The organism is Alkalimonas cellulosilytica, from assembly GCF_036325985.1.
Lineage (GTDB): Bacteria > Pseudomonadota > Gammaproteobacteria > Enterobacterales > Alteromonadaceae > Alkalimonas > Alkalimonas cellulosilytica.
In genome coordinates, this window is record NZ_JAUHLI010000010.1 from 137,135 (window position 1) to 156,526 (window position 19,392).

At 51.2% G+C, this 19,392-nt stretch carries 10 protein-coding genes; 7 read left to right on the top strand and 3 right to left on the bottom strand.

The features are described from left to right. Positions 1-66 precede the first annotated feature (66 nt). The 3 genes from QWY20_RS11540 to QWY20_RS11550 all read left to right on the top strand — a co-directional run bounded on the left by QWY20_RS11540 (position 67) and on the right by QWY20_RS11550 (position 5,955). Entirely contained in the window at positions 67-2,127 is a 2,061-nt protein-coding gene (locus QWY20_RS11540; RefSeq protein WP_330129165.1) for a M13 family metallopeptidase, read from the top strand. Positions 2,128-2,376: 249 nt separating this feature from the next. Further along, a complete protein-coding gene (locus tag QWY20_RS11545) occupies positions 2,377-4,791 on the top strand; it encodes an alpha/beta hydrolase family protein (RefSeq protein WP_330129166.1) in 2,415 nt (804 codons plus the stop codon). A gap of 120 nt (positions 4,792-4,911) precedes the next feature. After that, positions 4,912-5,955: a hypothetical protein gene (locus QWY20_RS11550; protein ID WP_330129167.1), complete on the top strand. Its 1,044-nt coding sequence runs from the start codon at positions 4,912-4,914 to the stop codon at positions 5,953-5,955. A 20-nt stretch (positions 5,956-5,975) separates the two neighbouring features. Here the strand turns inward: QWY20_RS11550 and malQ are convergent, their stop codons facing one another. Next, the gene (gene malQ / locus QWY20_RS11555) at positions 5,976-8,114 is read right to left on the bottom strand and encodes a 4-alpha-glucanotransferase (protein WP_330129168.1); all 2,139 of its coding nucleotides are present in this window, start codon (positions 8,112-8,114) and stop codon (positions 5,976-5,978) included. A gap of 406 nt (positions 8,115-8,520) precedes the next feature. Between malQ and QWY20_RS11560 the strand changes: the two genes are divergently transcribed. From QWY20_RS11560 to QWY20_RS11570, 3 genes are all read left to right on the top strand, one after another. After that, the gene (locus QWY20_RS11560; protein ID WP_330129169.1) at positions 8,521-11,289 is read left to right on the top strand and encodes a TonB-dependent receptor; all 2,769 of its coding nucleotides are present in this window, start codon (positions 8,521-8,523) and stop codon (positions 11,287-11,289) included. A gap of 71 nt (positions 11,290-11,360) precedes the next feature. Next, positions 11,361-12,863 (top strand): tryptophan halogenase family protein, encoded by a 1,503-nt coding sequence (locus QWY20_RS11565; protein WP_330129170.1) that lies wholly within the window; start codon positions 11,361-11,363, stop codon positions 12,861-12,863. 239 nt (positions 12,864-13,102) lie between these two features. Continuing rightward, entirely contained in the window at positions 13,103-14,812 is a 1,710-nt protein-coding gene (locus tag QWY20_RS11570; protein ID WP_330129171.1) for a hypothetical protein, read from the top strand. A 57-nt stretch (positions 14,813-14,869) separates the two neighbouring features. Here the strand turns inward: QWY20_RS11570 and QWY20_RS11575 are convergent, their stop codons facing one another. After that, on the bottom strand, positions 14,870-16,069 hold the full coding sequence (locus QWY20_RS11575; RefSeq protein ID WP_330129172.1) for a cyanate transporter: 1,200 nt from the start codon (positions 16,067-16,069) through the stop codon (positions 14,870-14,872). 118 nt (positions 16,070-16,187) lie between these two features. On the opposite strand from QWY20_RS11575, the gene QWY20_RS11580 reads away from it, so the two are divergent. After that, positions 16,188-16,685 (top strand): MarR family winged helix-turn-helix transcriptional regulator, encoded by a 498-nt coding sequence (locus QWY20_RS11580; protein ID WP_330129173.1) that lies wholly within the window; start codon positions 16,188-16,190, stop codon positions 16,683-16,685. Between the two features lie 289 nt (positions 16,686-16,974). Here QWY20_RS11580 and QWY20_RS11585 read toward each other — a convergent pair whose 3' ends face one another. Next, the gene (locus QWY20_RS11585) at positions 16,975-19,392 is read right to left on the bottom strand and encodes a PAS domain S-box protein (protein WP_330129174.1); all 2,418 of its coding nucleotides are present in this window, start codon (positions 19,390-19,392) and stop codon (positions 16,975-16,977) included.

Sequence of the window (19,392 nt, forward strand, 5' to 3'; positions counted from 1 at the left end):
CAAACCTAAAACAACGACAAAAGATCCAACACAACTATGATCCAAAACAACTACAGGAAACGCGTTATGACCAAATCTTTACTCAGCTCGGTAGCGCTGGCGGTTAGCCTGGCACTCACAGGTTGCAGCGGCGAAGCGCCATCCCAGCAGACATCGTCCAGCCAGCAGCAACCAGCCCTAAGCTCGGGCATCGAACTGCACAACATGGACACCAGCGTGGCGCCACAGCAAAACTTCTTCCGTTATGTTAACGGCAAGTGGCTGGAGCGCACTGAAATTCCAGCCGATCGTGCCCGCTGGGGTAGCTTTGATGAGCTGCGGGAAGTCTCTGAGCAGCATGTGCTGGCCATTATCCATGAGTTGGCAGCAGAGCAGCATGCTAAAAACAGTGATGCGCAGAAGATTGCCGACCTGTTTCGCTCATTTCTGGATACCGACACCATCGAAGCATTGGGCCTGACGCCACTGCAACAGGATTTAACCCGGATTGACTCGCTGCAAAGCCATAGCGAACTGGCGACACTCTGGGGGGAATGGCAAAGCATCCGGAGTGGTGTGCCGGTAGCGCTGTTTGTCAGCCAGGATCAGCGCCAGTCCGATCAATACATTACCGCTGCCAGCCAATCCGGCCTGGGCCTGCCGGATCGCGACTATTACCTGAAAGATGATGAACGTTCGCTGCAAATTTTGCAGGAATACCAAAACCTGATCCAGCGCTTTTGGCAGCTGGCAGGCTGGTCTGGCGGCGAGCAAGCCGCTGAAACTATAGTGGCAATTGAGCGCCAGCTGGCCGAAGCCCAGTGGAGCCGCATTCAAAACCGCGATCGCAATGCCACTTACAACAAAATGACCCCGGCAGAGCTGGCGGCAAGTGCACCAGGCTTTGACTGGGCAACGATGCTAAATGCTGCCCAGCTGGGTGATATTGATGCACTGGTGATCCGTCAGCCCAGCTTTTTTAGCGATTTTGCCACTTTGCAACAAGGGATTGCCCTGGCGGACTGGCAAAAATACCTGCGCTTTCATCTACTGCGCAGCAGCGCTTCAATGCTGCCAGCCGCGTTTGATGAAGCCAGCTTTGATTTCTATGGCCGGGTATTAAGTGGCCAGCAAGAGCAGCGCAGCCGCGAAAAGCGGGCCGTGCAAACCACCGAGCGGATGCTGGGCTTTTTGGTCGGCAAAAAGTATGTCGAGCGTCACTTCCAGCCGGAAGCCAAAGCTCGGATGGACGAGCTGGTGAAAAACTTTATGGTGGCCTTTAGCCAGGCTATTGATGAGCTGGAGTGGATGAGTGATGCCACCAAGGCTGAAGCTCAGGCCAAGCTGGCCAGCTTTAACACCAAAATTGGCTACCCGGATGTCTGGCGTGATTACGATTGTGTCACCATTGCCGCCAATGATCTGATGGGCAATGCCCGGCGCAGTGCTGAATGCGAGTACGAGCGCATGATTGGCCGCTTAGGCCAGCCGGTGAACCGCGATGAGTGGGGCATGACGCCACAAACCGTCAATGCTTATTACAGCTCGACCATGAATGAAATTGTCTTTCCGGCAGCCATTTTGCAACCGCCATTCTTTGATGTGAATGCCGACGATGCATTGAATTACGGTGCTATTGGCGCTGTGATTGGCCATGAAATTACCCATGGCTTTGATGATCAGGGCCGACGCTCTGATGGTGAGGGCAACCTGCGTGACTGGTGGACTGAAGAAGACGAGCGTCAGTTCCGCGAGCGGGCACAGCTAATGATTGATCAGTTCAACGCCTTTAACCCGATTGACGATCTGCATCTGCAAGGTGCATTAGGACTGGGTGAAAACATCGCCGATCTGGGTGGCCTAACGGTCGGTTACCGCGCTTACCAAAACTCACTGCAAGGCCAGCCAGCTCCGGTGATTGACGGCTTTACCGGCTCGCAACGTTTCTTTATTGGCTGGGGCCAGATCTGGCGCATCAAGTTCCGTGATGAAGCTCTGCGCCAGCAAGTGATTACCGGGCCTCACTCACCAGGCAAATACCGGGTACTGGGGCCACTGTCCAATATGCCGGAATTTTACCAGGCCTTTGATGTGCAGCCAGGCGATGGCATGTACCGTGAGGAAGCAGTGCGGGTGAAAATCTGGTAAGCCACTCTGTGGTTGATATAAAAAATGCCGGCGATATCGTCGGCATTTTTTATTCTTGGTTGGGTTGGAACAGCAGCATCCTAACCGGTCCAAAGTGAACAAAAACTTAACTTGATACACAGTTGTTTACTGCTTGTACAGCAAACTCAGATCGTTTCATCCTGAATTCGACACCAATCAACGTCTCCGGCTCGCCACTGCTCATATTATTTGTTACAAAAAAGGAATCACTCTGTCCAGGGACGTCAAATGAAAACACTATCTCTCTTTTTGCTGGGGCTGGTTATTACTCTCAGCCAACCCCTTTGGGCCGAAGCCGTTGATGTTGGCTATATGGAGCCAGCGGCCGAAATCACCGCCATTGTGGATGCGCCGCCACCGCCGGCTGCTAGTTTAAGCCCGGATGGTCGCTGGTTGCTGTCGCTGGAGCGCCCGGCACTGCCGTCGCTGGCAGACTTGGCAGAACCCGAGTACCGGCTGGCCGGTATGCGCTTTAATCCACGCAATCAGGGCCCATCGCAGCCACGCTATTTATCCGGTGTGCAACTGATTGAGTTGGATAACCAGCAAGCCAAATCAATCCGTGGCCTGCCGCGCAATCTGCGGGTGCTGTCGGCGACCTGGTCACCGGATAGCCGCTATCTGGCTTTGCTGCAACTGGAGCAGGATCACACCGCCTTGTGGCGGGTCGATGTTGAGCGCGGCCGCGCTGAGCGCTGGTCAAAGGTCAAAGTCAACGCCATCCGCGGTGGCGAGCTGCAATGGTCTGCTGATAGCCAGGCGGTGTATCTGCTGGCTGTCGACCCTAAACGTGGCGCAGAGCCAGCCGCCCCGGCGGTACCGGCAGGTCCGGTGGTGACCGAAGTGCGTGGTCGTACAGCGCCGGCCCGTACTTATCAGGACTTACTACAAAACAGCCACGATGAAGCGCTGTTTAATCATTACATGGCTAGCCAGTTGGTACGGGTTGGTCTGAACAACCGTATCCAGGTGATTACCGAGGCCAAGCCTTATTTAGGTTTTTCGCTGGCACCGGACAATCAGCATCTGTTGACTACCCGCTTAACCGAGCCCTATTCCTATGCGGTGCCGATGTTTCGTTTTGGCCGCACCAGTGAAGTACTGAACCGCCGTGGTGAATTGCTCTACACCGTGGAACAGCAGCCACTGGCCGACAATCTGCCGATTGCCTTTGATGCCGTGGTCGACAGCCGCCGCGCCATTCAGTGGCGCAGCGATCAGCCCGCTACCCTGGTCTGGGCCCAGGCTCAGGACGGTGGCGATCCACGCCAGGCCGCTGACACACGAGATCAGCTGCTGCAGCTGGCTGCGCCTTTTACGGCCGAGCCGACACCTTTGCTCGATATGCAGTACCGTTTTGCCAGCATGCTGAGCGCAGAAGATGGCACCAGTCTGGTGTGGGAGCGTTGGTGGCAGGATCGGCAGGAAAAGCTCTGGTTGCTGACCGATACCGAACCCAAACTGCTGTGGCAGCGCTCGTACGAAGACCGCTACGGCGATCCGGGCACGCCGCTCACCCGCCTGGATGCCAATGGCAACCGGGTACTGCGACTGGATGATGGCGCCATTTTGTTAACCGGTGCCGGAGCTTCTGATGACGGCGATCGGCCATTTATCGATCGAATGCAGCTGCACAGTGGCGAAACCGAGCGGCTATGGCGCTCCGAAGCCCCTTATTATGAGTACCCCATCACGCTGCGCGCCGATGGCCGTTTGCTGACCCAGCGGGAAAGCATCGACACGCCGCCGGACTTTTACCTGCGTGACTTGCAAAACGGTGCACTGACGGCAGTCACCCAAACCCCGCACCCAATGCCGCATACGCTTGGTATCAGCCGGGAAATGATCCATTATCAGCGCGAAGATGGTGTGCCGATGTCTGCCACCTTGCTGCTACCGGCTGGTTACGACAAAGAGCGCGATGGCCCACTACCAACCATTATCTGGGCTTACCCACGCGAGTTTCGCAGCAGTGCCGCGGCCGGCCAGGTCAGTGGCTCGCCCCATCGCTTTAATCGTATCAGTTACTGGAACCCACAGTTTTTGGCAACCCAAGGCTATGCGGTGCTGGATAGCGCCACCATGCCCATCGTTGGGGAAGGTGATAACGAGCCGAACGACAGCTTTATCGAACAGCTGGTGATGAACTCCAAAGCGGCGATTGAAGCCGGCGTCAGCCGTGGTGTAACCGATCCGGAGCGGGTCGCGCTGGGCGGTCACTCCTACGGTGCCTTTATGACCGCCAATGTACTGGCGCATTCCGACCTGTTCCGCGCCGGCATTGCCCGCAGTGGTGCCTACAACCGCAGCTTAACACCCTTTGGTTTTCAACGTGAGCAGCGCACTCTGTGGGACGATACCGATCTCTACATCCGGATGTCGCCATTCTTTCATGCCGAGAAAATCAAAACGCCACTGCTGCTGATCCACGGCGCTGAAGACAACAACTCCGGCACCTTCCCGATGCAGAGCGAGCGTTTGTACCAGGCCATTAAAGGCAACGGTGGCACTACACGGCTGGTGATGCTGCCGCTGGAGTCGCACGGCTACCGCGCCCGCGAATCGGTGCTGCATATGCTGTGGGAGACCGTGAACTGGCTGGATGAGTTTGTTAAAAACGCCGAGCCGCGCAAAACCGACTAAGCGGATAGCTAACTCGACAAAAACCAGCCCCTGATGAGGCTGGTTTTTTTATTTGCTTCACCTTACTAAAAGCCGTAGGCTGTCATTTCTGTGTCTTTTAAATGTTTATAAGGTAAAAAAATGGGGCTGCTGCGTAAGCTGACCAAAGCTTTGTTATGGCTTACTCTCGGCATCTTGCTGCTGGTACTCAGCCTCTATGGACTATTAGTGGCCATCAACTGGCAGGATCAAGCGCCATCCAATGCTGCTTTAACCTTAGAAGCCAGCTTGCAGCACACAACGCACATCGATGCTACCGACAATGGCTACCAATATTTGCTGAAACACGGCAACCAAAGGCACCTAACCGTATCCACAGACTTGCAGACACTTTTTCGGCAGTGTGAACAAGGCGACTGCCTGCAAGTGGTAACCGCAGCCCATGATCAAGTGCCCACGCTGATCGGGCAGCATCAAGCTTTACTGGATTTTTATCGGCAACTGCAACAGTTTAGCTATTGGCAAGAACCTGTCCCTGCGCAACCTGATAATTTGCCTTCTTATCAGCCACTGCTCAATGCCCAGCGTTTGCAGTTGCTGTTGGCCTGGCAAGCGCTGCAGCAGGATGACTTAGCCACAGCCCGGCAATTATTGGATGATGATCTGAAATTCTGGCGTTTAGTGATAGCGAATAACCAGCTTTTGCTGAGTGCGATGATTAGCCAGACTGCAGTGCAAAGGCACTTTGCCTTTGGCCAGATGATGATGCAATCAATCTCTGTCGAGCAGCAAGCTGCTTTACTCCCTGAAGGCTGGCTTGTCCCTTTTCGTGAAGCCGAGCTCAATGCAAAGCGAGTGTATGCCGGCGAGTGGTTGTTTGGTACCAATATTATGCATGAGATGTGGCAGCAAGAATTCACAAGTACAGGTAGCACGCGCATGGAGCATCTGATGATGCGGGCACTCAATCCACTGTTCTTACCTCAAGCCAGTGCCAACGACTATGCCGAGCTGCTCCTGGCCTGCCTGTCTCACCAAGGGCAGCAGGCTATCGCATGGTATCACTGGTTTTACAATCCGCTTGGCAAGCTACTCAACCATAGCAGTAATCTGAACTGTCACAATTTCAATTGGCAACAATCAGAGCAACAACGCCGGCATTTGATTGAAACTTATACCCGATGAACCAGAGTATTTTTTGAGCATCAGTTGCCCCGGGCCGCCTTAATCTCAGCCAGCAGTTGCTGCACATCGGTGCGCTTTAGCAGCTGCTCGGCGGGCTGTGGCAAACGGCGCTGCCAGTTCGGGTACTCGGTACTGGTACCCGGCACATTGACCGGTGTATCCACCAGCACCAAGTCTTCCAACTGAAAGGCCATTAGCTTAGCCGGCGTAGCGGCCACAAAACGGTGACTGTGACGGATCAAGGCTGCATAGTCACCCTCTGGCAAATCAAACTGATGACGCAGGATCTGCTTTTCTTGCTCGCGCAACTGGTGCAACTGCTCAGCCACCTCTGCGCTGGGGTACAAATCCAGCCGGTGGCGCAGCGCCAAGTCGTGTTCCTGCCAGTAGCCCACCATAGTTGGCATATCGTGGGTGGTGACCGTCGCCATCGAGCGCTCCGGGTAGGTGGCATCGCTGTGCTGGTAACTGCTGTCTTTTTGCTCCAACAAAAACACCCGGTACGACAGCACCTGATACTGCTCCAGCAAACGGCTGATTTCCGCCGGTACTGTGCCCAAGTCTTCGCCAATCACCACACAGTGATTGCGCTGGCTTTCCAATGCCAGGATGGCAAATAAATCATCCGCCGGAAAACGGACATAGGCGCCCTCGGTGGCACTTTTGCCCACCGGCGTACACCACAATCGCAGCAAGGCCATCACATGGTCAATGCGCAGAGCACCGGCATGCTGCATATTCGCCTGCAGCAAATCAATAAAGGGCTGGTAGGCTTTGCTTTTTAGCACCACCGGATTGTAAGGCGGCAAGCCCCAGTCCTGGCCTTTGGGTGCCATAATATCGGCTGGTGCGCCGACACTCAGCTTGAGAAAGTAGTTTTCCGGCTCCGCCCAGGTCTCGGCGCTGCTGCGGTTGGTGCCCACCGCCAGGTCGCGGTACAAACCAATGGCCATACCGGCCTGCAGACAGGCTTGCTGGGCGGCAGCCAACTGACGGTAGGCCAGCCACTGGGCATACAACTGCTGCTGAATCGCGTCCTGATGCTGCACAGCAAACTGCTGCACTGCCGGGCTATGCGGCCACTGATACTCGGCCGGGAATTGCTGCCAACTGGCCATCTGCCAGTCTTTGGCAAACATTTGCTGCTGCAATACCTTGTACACCACCAGTTGATACAGGCTATCGCCACCGTCTTCGACAAAACGCTGAAAGGCTTTGGCTCTGGGGGTTGCTGCCTGCAGCTCCTGCTGCTGAAAATACGCAAACATCAAACCGATAATGCGCTGTTTCAGCCGGCTGACGGTGGCATAATCCACATCGGCGGCCTGGCGGCACTGCTGCAGCTGCTTTTTAAAGTCAGCGCTTTGTACTGCCTGCTGCACCGCATCAGCCAGGTACTCGGGCTCCAGCGTTAAATCGGCATAGAGGCTGTTTAGCCACAAACGGCTGTTCGGGCTGTACGGGCTGCAATCCTGGGGCAGGGCCGGATAAAGCGCGTGCAGTGGGTTTAAGCCAATAAAATCACAGCCTGCGGCCGCAAACTCTGGCGCCAGCCGGATCAGGTCACCAAAGTCGCCAATGCCCCAGTTGTGTTCGGTATTCAGTGCATACAACTGAATGGCCGGGCCGGCGGTTTTGCGAAACACCGCTTTATCCTGCAGCTGAAAACAGCGCGATGGCGTGATGATCAGACGCTGCGTCAATTGGTTTTGACCGGCAGTTAACGTGAGCTGGTGGTAACCGGTTTCCAATTCGACCGGAATGTGCAGATGAAACGCCAGCCAGGCACCATCGGCCAGGTCGGCTTGCTCCACGATATCGCCCTGATGCAATTCCAGTTCGCCCTGCAATTGCAGGCCATGCTCGGTATCCACCTGCCAACGCCAGTGGCTTTGAGCGCTGGCTTTGGGCTGCTGCAAACGAACCTGCAAGGGCGTATGCTGCTGCGCTACCGTCACTGGTGGCAGATAATGACGCCAGTGCTCAGCTTCCAGCTGCTGAATATGGGCGGCGATGCTTTGTTCTGTGCTTAAATCATAACCCATCGCCAGCAACACTCCTGCAACCACCTGCCGGGAAATGGTCTCAGGCTGGCCGTGGGCATTGATGTAATGATCCTGTACCCCGGCCAGTTCGGCCAAACGTTGTTGTAATTCCATAGTGCACCTGTTGCCGGAAAGCAGCTAGCTGGCAGCCAGCGAACATGGCTGGCATCATCAAAATAAATCACTGAGCCAAGCATAAACAGCGCAGCTGCGGAAAGGAATGCACTGCATACGTATGCATTGGCGGATAGGCAAAAAACCAGTAAAAACACTGACTTCCAGACACACCTTTTTGCTGAATAAGCAAAAAACCAGCCAAATCAACGATTAAAAATCAAACAGGCGCACCAAATGGGGTCAACCTGCTAAAAAACAGCCCCACTTCTGTGCAGAAGTGCCACTATGAATACGTATTCATGTTGTTGTTGCACCCGAATAAGTTTAATAAATAGCAAGACGACAGGATTAGCTGCTGCTGAAAAAGCAGAAGCATATAAAAACCAACACGGGGATAAAGGGCATGAACAAGTTTAAACTCAGTCTGCTGACCATGGCGATGGCCACCGTCGGCATTAGCCATTTTGGCGCTTACGCGCTGGAAAGCGATACCGAAGCGGCAGCAGAAGAAGATTCTGTAGAAGTAATCTCGGTGCGAGGCTTCCGTCGCAGTTTGCAAGAATCTCAAAATCTGAAGATGTTTAACAGCTCCTTTGTCGAAGCAATTTCGGCTGAAGACATTGGTAAATTGCCTGACTCCAGCATCGCTGAATCCCTGGCTCGGATGCCAGGCTTAGCGGCGCAACGGTTAGACGGTCGTGCCAGCCGAATTACAATCCGTGGTTTTGGTGAAAATGAAAGTGCCACTACCTTTAATGGTCGGGAACAGGTATCCATTAGTGATAACCGTGGCGTTGAATTCGATTTATACCCTTCCGAAATCATGAGTCAGGTAGTGGTCTATAAGACACCTGATGCCCGGCTTGAAGCCGAAGGAATTGCTGGTGTCATTGATTTGCGAACGGTCAGCCCACTGAGCCGAGATGAGCGGGTAGTGCAGGTCAATGGCCAGTATGAGCGAACCAGCTTTGGCAAGCTAAACCCGGATGGCAATAATGCCGGTATGCGCGGCACTTTTGCGTACATCGACCAATTTGCTGATAATACCCTTGGTGTAGCAATTGCGGCTACCACAATGAAATCACCAAACCAGGAAAAGCGCTGGAATGCCTGGGGATACGATGGCGCTCAACAATCTGTTGAGTGGGGTGCGGGCATTGACGCCGGTGACTTTGAGTTAAGTAATGACTTCGTCATCCTTGGCGGTGCCAAACCTTTTGCCCGCTCTTCGACCTTACGTCGTGACTCCATCCTGGCCGTGGTTGAGTACCTACCTAATGACCGCTTAAAGTTGACTGCCGATGCACTTTATGTCGACTTTTCAGATGAAAAAATACTCCGTGGTATTGAAGTACCAGGGGTTTGGGCTGGTGGAAATACCTTGATCCGTGAAGTAAGCGACGGGGTTGTTTCTCAGGGCACCATCACCAACCGCGCGGTTGTGCGTAACGACTATGAAGTTCGTGATGCCACACTAAAAGCTTTTGGGTTTAATGCCAATTACGATCTGACTGACTACATTACTCTGGATTTTGATATCAGCAGGTCCACAGTGAAGCGCCAGATCTGGAGCATGGAAAACTACTCTGGCACTGGCCGTGGGGATGGTGTAGGCGCAACAGATACCATCGACTACGTGCTTGATCCAGATGGCACTGGCGCAATATTTACTCCAACCTTAGATTATTCAGACTGGAACCTTATCTTACTAGGTGCACCATTAAGTTGGGGCAACGGCGTAACAATTCCTGGAGATGCTCAGGATGGCTTTATCAATACACCAGAAATTGATGGCGATTTGACAACCTTGCGTCTAGCTGCAAATCATGCGCTGGATAATGCCGGCCCTATCAGCAGCCTTGATTATGGTATCTCGTACAAAGATCGCTCTAAAACCAAGCGCTCTGAAGGTTATTACTTAACTTTAACCAGTTACCCCGGCGCATTAGCACCAGTGCCAGAGCAGTATCGACTTGGTTTCACCGATTTAAGCTTTTTAGGCTTCGGTAATATGATTGCTTATGACTCACGTGGTTTAGTTCGTGACGGCTTTTATAACTTAACCCCTGAAAGCTTGAATGATCCAAGCCACCTGGCACGCTCCTGGACAGTCAATGAACAAGTCACCGCTATTTTTGCACAAGCCAACCTGGATACTGAAATTGCTGATTTTGCGCTTTCAGGTAATGTAGGTTTACGTTATGTGCAAACCAAACAAGACTCGCAGGGCTTTGGTAACTATGTCGTGGATGGCATCGTACAGTCTGTCCCAACAGACGTATCGCATGACTTCAACATCTTACTGCCCAGTTTGAACCTGAAGTTAGCCCTGGATGATCAGCAAAGTATTCGTTTTGGTGCAGCAAAAACAATGTCTCGCCCTAGACTGGATGATATGAATGCATCCATGAGCATTTCGTACAATCAAAATGCAACATCCGAAGCTGCCTGGAGTGTTGGTGGCGGCAACCCAACACTGGAACCTAAAACAGCGGTTGGTTTGGATTTAGGCTATGAAAACTACTTTCACCCAGAAGGCTATTTTGCCGTCACTGTATTCCACAAAGAGCTGAAAGACTGGATTTTTGGTGGTTCAACTCGCTTTGAGTTCGATGACATCACTGCGCCTGATGGCTCTACTCCGGTCAACAAGCAGGCTATTGCCAGTGGTCAGGTCAATGGAGGCTCTGGCAGCTTGTCTGGCTTGGAATTATCGGCTTCGATTCCATTAAGTATCGTGCATTCAAGCCTGGAAGGTTTCGGTATTTTTGCCAGCCATACGAAAATCACCTCCGACATTCAGGATCCAAATGGCAATGATTTCGAGCTGCCTGGTTTATCCGATAAAATTCAGACGTTTACCTTTTATTATGATAAAGAAGGTTTTTCTGCGCGGGTTTCTATGCGCAAGCGCTCTGACTTTAAAGGCGACATCTACAATATCGGCTTTGAGACAGCGCAAGTAGATATTGACGGTGAAACCATTTGGGATGCACAAATCGGTTATGATTTTGGTGCAGCCGGCTTTACGAAGTTAGATGGCCTAAGCGTATTCCTGCAAGGCCAGAACCTAAGCAACCAGCCATTTACTACCCGTCATGGCAGTGGTGCGATTCGTGATTACCAAGACTATGGCAGAACCTACTTGTTAGGCTTCTCCTATCAATTCTAAGGGATTGTAACTGGTGAAAATCAAGCCCCTAAGATAGGCTTTATCTTAGGGGCTTTCTTATGGTGTAAAACATGAATGAACAACAAGCAGTAAAAGAAGTTGTGATTGTCGGGGGCGGGACAGCGGGCTGGATTAGTGCAGCACTACTGGTCAAGATGCTTGGGAAGTCCATCAAGATCACACTGATTGAATCCGAAGAAATTGGCATCGTTGGTGTCGGTGAAGCAACCATTCCACCCGTAATTCACTTTAATGAAGGTCTTGGCATTGATGAGGCCGAATTTCTGAAAGAAACCCACGGCAGTATCAAACTGGGTATTCAATTTGAAAACTGGGGGCAGCAAGGTGATAGCTATATGCATGCCTTTGGAAGCTTTGGCAAAGATTATCCATTTTGCACTTTCCACCACTTCTGGCTGAAAGCACAACAACAAGGTTTGAGTGGGGATTTCTGGGATTACTCGCTTAACTATCAGGCAGCAAAACGAAATCGCTTTAACAAGCTTGATGCGATTCCCAATGTGAACCTACAGGGGCTGGTTTACGCTTATCATTTTGATGCCTCCCTGTACGCCAAGTTTTTACGGCGACATTGTGAGAAATTAGGCGTCGTACGCACGGAGGGGCGCATCGACCAAGTGGAAACAGACCCAATAACCGGGCATGTGAGCCAACTTATTTTGCAAGATGGCGCAACACTTACAGGCGATCTTTTTATTGATTGCAGCGGTATGCATGCCTTGTTGATTGAAAAAACACTCAATACCGGCTACGAAGACTGGAGCCACTGGTTACCATGCGACAGAGCCTGGGCTGTCCCTACTGATAGAGTTGACCATGTCGTGCCATATACCCGCTCTATTGCCCATCAGGCTGGCTGGCAATGGCGAATTCCATTACAACACCGCACCGGTAATGGCTTGGTTTTTTCCAGTAAGTATTGGTCAGAAGACGATGCCAAAGCGCATTTATTAGCAAGCTTAGATGCACCGCCTCTGGCTGAACCCAGGTTGATTACATTCAGGACGGGACGACGTCTGAAGCAATGGAACCGAAATGTTGTCAGTATTGGCTTATCTAGCGGATTTCTTGAACCATTGGAGTCTACTAGCATTCATCTGATCCAATCAGGCATCATTCGTTTGGTGAAAAACTTCCCTCACCAGGGGATCAAGCCGGAGGAGGTTGCCGAGTTTAACCGCCAGTCACAACTGGAGTTTGAGCATATTCGTGATTTTATTATCTTGCATTACAAACTTACGCAAAGAACCGACAGCAAGTTCTGGCGAGACTGCCAGCAAATGGAAATCCCTGAGCGTTTAGCCAAAAAAATGGATTTGTTTAAAGCAACGGGTAAAGTCTATCGCGAACAGGATGAGCTGTTTTCACCCATTGCCTGGATCCAGGTTATGCTTGGCCAGGGTCTAGTCCCTGAAGATTATCACCCTATTGTTAATGCTTTAACCATAGAGCAATTGCAAGAACTGCTTGGCTATCTGAAAACTATTTTTGTCGAAAATGCAAAGAAACTACCTGAGCACGATGAGTTTCTTAAACACTTTTGCGGCACATGATACAACAGCACCAAGCTATGCTGGCTAAGCTAAAAACCATAATGAATGGTTCTGCACCATCAGTCATTAACGGCTCAAACCAAGCGGTTTCACGCTATTGTGAAGCCGCTTCACACACACAATCAATTGCACCAAATCAAAACTAAAGCTATCATACTCCGCTTACAAATGTAACATTAATCGGTACTGCTTCACACCCCAAGGACGAGGTGGTGCCACGGCATAATTCAGGAGACACCATGCGTACCCTTCTTATCGCTGCGGCCTTGCTGGCTGCTGCAGTTTTTGCTTATATTAAGCTGTCTGCCAATGGCGTGGAACAAGCCTCAGAGCAGCTAAGCTATATTCCGGCAGACACAGCCCTGCTCACCGTTCAACTGGAACCTTTTGATCTGGTTCGTTACCTGCAGCAGATGCATCTGTATCCACAAAATACGCAGCAAACCCTGGATATGCTCACCAGCATGCTGAGCACCTCGGAAAATAACAGCGGCCACTTCCTTGCTGCCTTGCTGGAAAGTTATCTGCAAATCATGAATCAGCCAGAGCAACTGACTGAGCTCACCGGCATCGGCCATGACTTTCGCAGCTTGTTTTATCTGGTTGGCTTATCCCCGGTCAGCCGGGTTCAGTTAGCCGATGAGCAAGCGTTCTGGCGTTTTTTCGACCGGGTAGAACAGCAAAGCCAGCTTTGGCATCAAGCCGAAGAGCTGGATGGCGTAGCCTATCGCCGTTACACCCTGTTTCCATTCAATGGCCACAGCCTGGACTTACTGGTGACCAGCCGTGATGGTTGGGGCACGCTGGTGCTGACCTCATCTGGCTTTGATCCGGCCCATCACGCCGAAGCTCTGGCCATTCGCAAGCCAACCGATGCACTGAACTGGCAAAGTGCGGTAGCACCGCTGGCCAAGCGCTACCAATTGAATGAAGCCAGCTTTGGCATGCTCAGCAGCGCCCAGGTGATGAAAGCCATCACCAGCAGCAACCATAATCGCCTGGCTCGCGATCTGCATGCCCTGTTAGGAGATGATCTTACTGCCATCATGGCCGACTGGCACACAACCGCCTGTCAGGCCGATACCGCCGCTATTGCCGCCAACTGGCCAGGCATTTATTTTGATAACCAGCTCAATAAGCAGCCCATGAGCAGCCGGATGTTGATCGCCAGCAGCGATAAAGCTGCCATGGCATCCCTCGACAAACTGCGTGGCTTTATTGCACCGCACGTACAACAGCCAACCAGCAACAGCCTGCTGCAACTAGGCCTTGGCCTCAATATTGGCCAATTGCTGCCCGCCGTTGGGGAGTTATGGGCCGCTACCAGCAATGCCAGCCTGCAGTGCGCTCCATTGGTTGAACTGCAAACCGCTATGAAAGCAAGCAATCCACTGGCAGCTCTGGCCATGGCCGGTATGGCCGGCTCGGTAAAAGGCGCCTCTTTCACTGTGAATGATATCCAGATGGACCCGGCCAGCGGCATGCCTGCTGATGTAGATGCGCTGTTCAGCCTGTCGGCCGACAATGCCCACAGCCTGCTGCAAAGCCTGCTGATGTTTTATCCGCCGCTGGCTGATATCACTTTCCCGGCGCAGGGCGAGGAAGTAGAACTGAATGAGCTCTTTCCGCTAGCCGCTCAATTTGGCATGGCGCCCAAACTGATGCTGACCCAAGATCACGCGCTGATTTATCAGGGCGAGCAAGCCAGCCACCAGGCCAAAACCCTGGCAGGCACCAGCCTGCGCCAAAATGGCTTGCTGCACTTTGGCATGAACTATGCCCGCCTGTTCACTGCCATGGCTGATGCGATGGCCGCCACAGGCGCAGAATTACCACCCGAGTTTGAGGCTTTGAAAGAGACACCCTACCAGTTGGATATGAGTTTGGATATCGAAGCGCAAGGCATTGCCATTGAAACCCGGATGCAGCTGGACGCCAAAGCAGACTAAGCAGGGTTTCACACCATACAGCCCGGTTCAACCTCACTGGCCGGGCTGGATTTTAGATCAGGCACCAACCTCAGCAGGCGCATAATGCTGCTGATAGCTGGCAACACTGAATCGGGCACCCAGCCAGAGCGCCAGCACGCTGGTAGCAGCCAAAGCCAGCCAGGCCAGGGTAAAGCTTTGCAGCCAGTCACGCAGCATCCCGGCCAACCAGGGCGAAAAGGCTGCAATGATGTAGCCCACTCCTTGTACAAAAGCCGTTAAGCGGCCGGCCTGTACCGGATGATCGATATGATCCATGGTAATAATCATCGCCAGTGGGAAAATGCCCCCAATGCCAAGGCCGATAAAAGCAACCCATAGCAACAGAGCCGTCTCAGGCATCAGAGCCAGCGCACTGAAGCCAACCAGCTGCAACACACAGAGCACCGCGATCACCGGCCGGCGATCAGCCCGTTGCGCTGCCCACCAGGGAAACAGCAAACCCGCTACCACTTCACAAGCCGTTAAAAAGCCCAGCAGCAAGCCGGCCTGCCGGGCACTGTAGCCTAGCTCCAGCGCATAAGGTGCCAGCCAGGCCAATACCGAGACATAACAACTGGTGCCCAACGCAAAGAAAACCGCCAGCTGCCAGCTGCGTGCTTTGCGCCACCAGGCAAATGCAGGCGGTGCCGGCTGGCCACAGGCCGGTTCAGTGGATGGCCGCATCGCCCACAGCCAAAGCAGCAAGGCCAGCAACACCAGCCAGCCCCAGTGTCCCAAGCTATGACGCCAACTCAGACTGTCAGCCAGCAGTGGCGTACTGATGGCGGCAATAGCAGCACCCGCCATAATGGCAGTGACATAAAGCCCCATCATAAAAGGTGCTTTTCCGGCAAAACGGGCTTTGATGATGGCGGGCATCAGAGTCTGGATCAAGGCAATGGCAATACCAGCCAGCAAGGCGGTGGCAATCAGCAGGCTGGCAGAAGGGGACCAGAAACGCAGCAGCGTTGCCGCGGCCAGCAGTAACAAAGCCACTCCAATGGTGCGCTCCAGCCCGAGCGGAGCAGCCAGCCGGAAGCCAACAAAGCTCAACAACCCCATGGCAAGCACCGGCAGAGTGGTCAGCAGCGAAGCGGCGCTAAAACTCAGCAGTAAATCGGTCTGGATCCCCTGCAGCAGCGGCCCTATCGCCGCCAGTGCCGGTCGCAAATTCAGTGCCACCAGCACAATGGCAACCAGGTACCAGCCTTGTTTTTTCTGCAGTGCGGTTATCATGCCCGTTGGCACCCCTAAAATCTTTTTGAAAAGTATCTTTATATAAAGATATTTTTATTGTGCCGATTTTTCGTTAAGCTGTAAAGCATCCATTGCCGCTAAAAGCCTTACCAATACCGTGATTACAGATGATTTGGATCGCATCACTGCCGAATGGCAGCGCCATGGGATAAAAGATGAGTTGCTGGCCATGCAGTTGCTGGGCCGTTTTGCTCGCCTCAACAAAACACTGGAACTGGCCTTTTTGCACTGTTACGACCAGCATGATTTAAAGCAGGGGGAGTTTGATGTGCTGGCCACCTTACTGCGCGCTGGTGAGCCTTATTCGTTGTCGCCCAGCCAGTTGCATCAGAGCATGCTGCTTAGCTCGGGTGCTATGAGCAGCCGGCTGGACAAACTGGAACAACGCCAGCTGATCGCCCGCCGCCACTGCACCGAAGACCGCCGGGTGGTGCATGTCAGCCTGACCGACAGTGGCAAAAATCTGATTGAAAAAGTACTGCCAGATCATATCGCACTGCAGCAATCGCTGATGGGCGATCTCAGCACAGAGCAACAGCAGCAACTCAATGGCCTGCTGAAACTCTGGCTGGCAGGGCTCAACGAACAATTTTAGTACAGAACGACTGCAGCATGCAGAGCTACAGTAGTGCTTTTGATACTAAACTTTTGACGGTTAGGGCTGCACAGATAAACAAACGGGCACTCCCATCTCACGCAGCAGATTGTGCGCCTGATCCACTACATCCATTTGCCACAGCATAAAATGCACATCAAGCTATATAGTGCGGGTATTGGCCAGAAATCGGAAGTAATTGAGTCCAGCGTGCCATCAAATGCCAGACCAACATAGTCGCCACTCTCTAAAAAAACCGGGAGATGAATCCACACTTTTAGCTTCTGACTCAGTCGTTATTAAATAAAACCGTCTCAATGAACTCAGGTTTAGCATAAAGAAAACCTTGTCCCAGACGACAACCGAGGTTGAGCAACGTATCCCGTTGCTCTTGGTGCTCAATACCTTCTGCAATAACATCAAGGTTAACAGCATTAGCAATGGCTACAATCGCAGCGACAAGCTGACACCCAGTTTCATTCTGCATGTCATCTACAAAGCTTTTATCAATTTTGATAGCATCAACAGCTAGTTTTCGGATATAGCTTAATGATGAGTAGCCAGTACCAAAATCATCGATGGATACCTTTACACCTCGCTCCCTCAGTTTTTTGAGGTTTTTTTGGACTTGCTCCCCCATATCAAGCAACACTCCTTCCGTTACTTCTAAATCGATAAGCTCTAGCGGCACCGCCATAGAGTCCGATAAATCAATAATATAATCCACCAGCGAGGGCTCGCCAAAATGACTTGAGGTGATATTGACAGCAATAGGCAAAACCGTTGCATTCACCTCTGAGGAGCGTTTTAAGTTTTTAAAAACCGTTCGTAATACATAACGATCGATTGACGTGGCAAGTCCCATGCATTCTGCAACTTTGATAAATTCAACGGGAGAAACAAAGCCTAATACCGGATCTGCCCAGCGCAATAAAGCTTCGTATCCAACTGCAATTCCGCTATCAAGGCTGACTTTAGGTTGTAAAAATACCTGCAATAATTGCTGCTCTAAGGCAATACGCAGACGCTGTTCTACGTCTAGTTGTCGCTGCATCGCTGAATGATGGTTAGGATCATAAAAAGCAATATTGTTTTGGCTGGCTTTGGCCCTAGGTAACACAGATTCTGCCTGACGAATAACACTGATAATATCCGTTGAATTGTTAGGATAAATCGCTACACCAATCTTGCCACTCACACGAATTTCATCATGCTCAAAAAAGTAGGGTTTTGCTAAACAATCCAATAGACATTCAGCAAGCTCAGAGGCCTCTTGAATATTTGAGATTTCAACAGCAGCTATAAACTCATCAGCTCCCGGTCGGCAAAATAGAGCGGGTTTTTTAATGCACTTTTTCAAACGCCTTGATGCTTCAATCAACATTTTGTCGCCGATATCGAAACCAAATCGATTATTGATCAAGCCAAAATGATTGCTGTCGGTGTAAAAAATCGCATAACAGCTATCATTCATCCAGTTGTGTAAGCTGCTAATAAATGCGTCTGAGTTCAGCATACCAGTGAGCGCATCATGGTTCTTAAGAAAAGCAGCTTCCCTTATCGCTTCTTCTTTTTCCGAAATATCAACTCCAAAGCCTTGAATTTCTTCGATACCGGTATCGCTGGGAACTTTGGTAAACCACCATTCAATATTAAAATTACCACTTTTACGAATCATGAGAGTTTTGCAATGTAATTGAGCATTGCTTTTGCTAGACATGACTTCTAGCAGTACTTGCTGCATATCTTGTTTATCACCAGGAATGAAGTTGATGAAGTGCATGCCAAGCACTTCTTGCTCTGAGCACTCAAAAATACGTTGAAAGGACTGGTTTGCGAAAGTAAGTTTGAACTCAGGATCCAAGCGGCAAATAATTTGTCCCTGACACTCAACAATGCTTTTGTAACGCTGCTCGGCTTTTGCTAACTCTATTAAAGCATTTTGATAATCGGTTAAGTCATGACATACACCAATAAATTGCTTGCCATATTCACTCTGAGCTTTCCCAACCGATAGTCGCATGGGAAAGATAGAGCCATCTTTTCGAAGGCCAGGCACATCCCTGCCAATGCCAACTATTTGCGCTTTATTGGTCGTTAAGTAGTTTTTAAGGTATTGATCATGCGCATCCTGATAAGGAGAGGGCATGAGTATCTTTACGTTCTGTCCTACAGCTTCTTCCCGTGTATAACCAAATAATGCTTCTGATGCCTGATTAAAGCTTAATATAATGCCCTTATCATCTATAGTGATAATACCATCGACCGCAGCATCAAATAACGCATTCTGTAGTGATTCAATATGAAGCTTCTCAGACAGTGTTTTTTTGTATTCGGATAAATCATGGCAAATACCGATGTAGTAGGTGTGATCCTTAATTCTTGCTTTGCCAACAGATAAATGCATTGGAAAAACAGTGCCATCTTTTTTTAATCCCCGAACATCACGACCAAGTCCAATAATTTTTGCATGGCCGGTTGTCTGATAATTGTGCAAATAGTTATCATGCAAGCTACGATCAGGTTCGGGCATTAACATACTTACATTTTTCCCTAAACACTCTCGCTTGTCGTATTGAAATAGCTGTTCAGCCGAATTGGAAAAATTAAGCATTCTGCCATTCACGTCAATAACTATAATGGCATCAGCTGCAGCGTCCAGTAAGGCTTTGTATAGAGCTCCTAAATCCTCAAATAAGTTATTCAT

Bases quoted from the DNA above. Each gene is read 5' to 3' on its own strand.
- QWY20_RS11540 (WP_330129165.1), top strand. From the start codon at position 67: ATGACCAAATCTTTACTCAGCTCGGTAGCGCTGGCGGTTAGCCTGGCA.
- QWY20_RS11545 (WP_330129166.1), top strand. From the start codon at position 2,377: ATGAAAACACTATCTCTCTTTTTGCTGGGGCTGGTTATTACTCTCAGC.
- QWY20_RS11550 (WP_330129167.1), top strand. From the start codon at position 4,912: ATGGGGCTGCTGCGTAAGCTGACCAAAGCTTTGTTATGGCTTACTCTC.
- malQ (WP_330129168.1), bottom strand. From the start codon at position 8,114: ATGGAATTACAACAACGTTTGGCCGAACTGGCCGGGGTACAGGATCAT.
- QWY20_RS11560 (WP_330129169.1), top strand. From the start codon at position 8,521: ATGAACAAGTTTAAACTCAGTCTGCTGACCATGGCGATGGCCACCGTC.
- QWY20_RS11565 (WP_330129170.1), top strand. From the start codon at position 11,361: ATGAATGAACAACAAGCAGTAAAAGAAGTTGTGATTGTCGGGGGCGGG.
- QWY20_RS11570 (WP_330129171.1), top strand. From the start codon at position 13,103: ATGCGTACCCTTCTTATCGCTGCGGCCTTGCTGGCTGCTGCAGTTTTT.
- QWY20_RS11575 (WP_330129172.1), bottom strand. From the start codon at position 16,069: ATGATAACCGCACTGCAGAAAAAACAAGGCTGGTACCTGGTTGCCATT.
- QWY20_RS11585 (WP_330129174.1), bottom strand. From the start codon at position 19,392: ATGAATAACTTATTTGAGGATTTAGGAGCTCTATACAAAGCCTTACTG.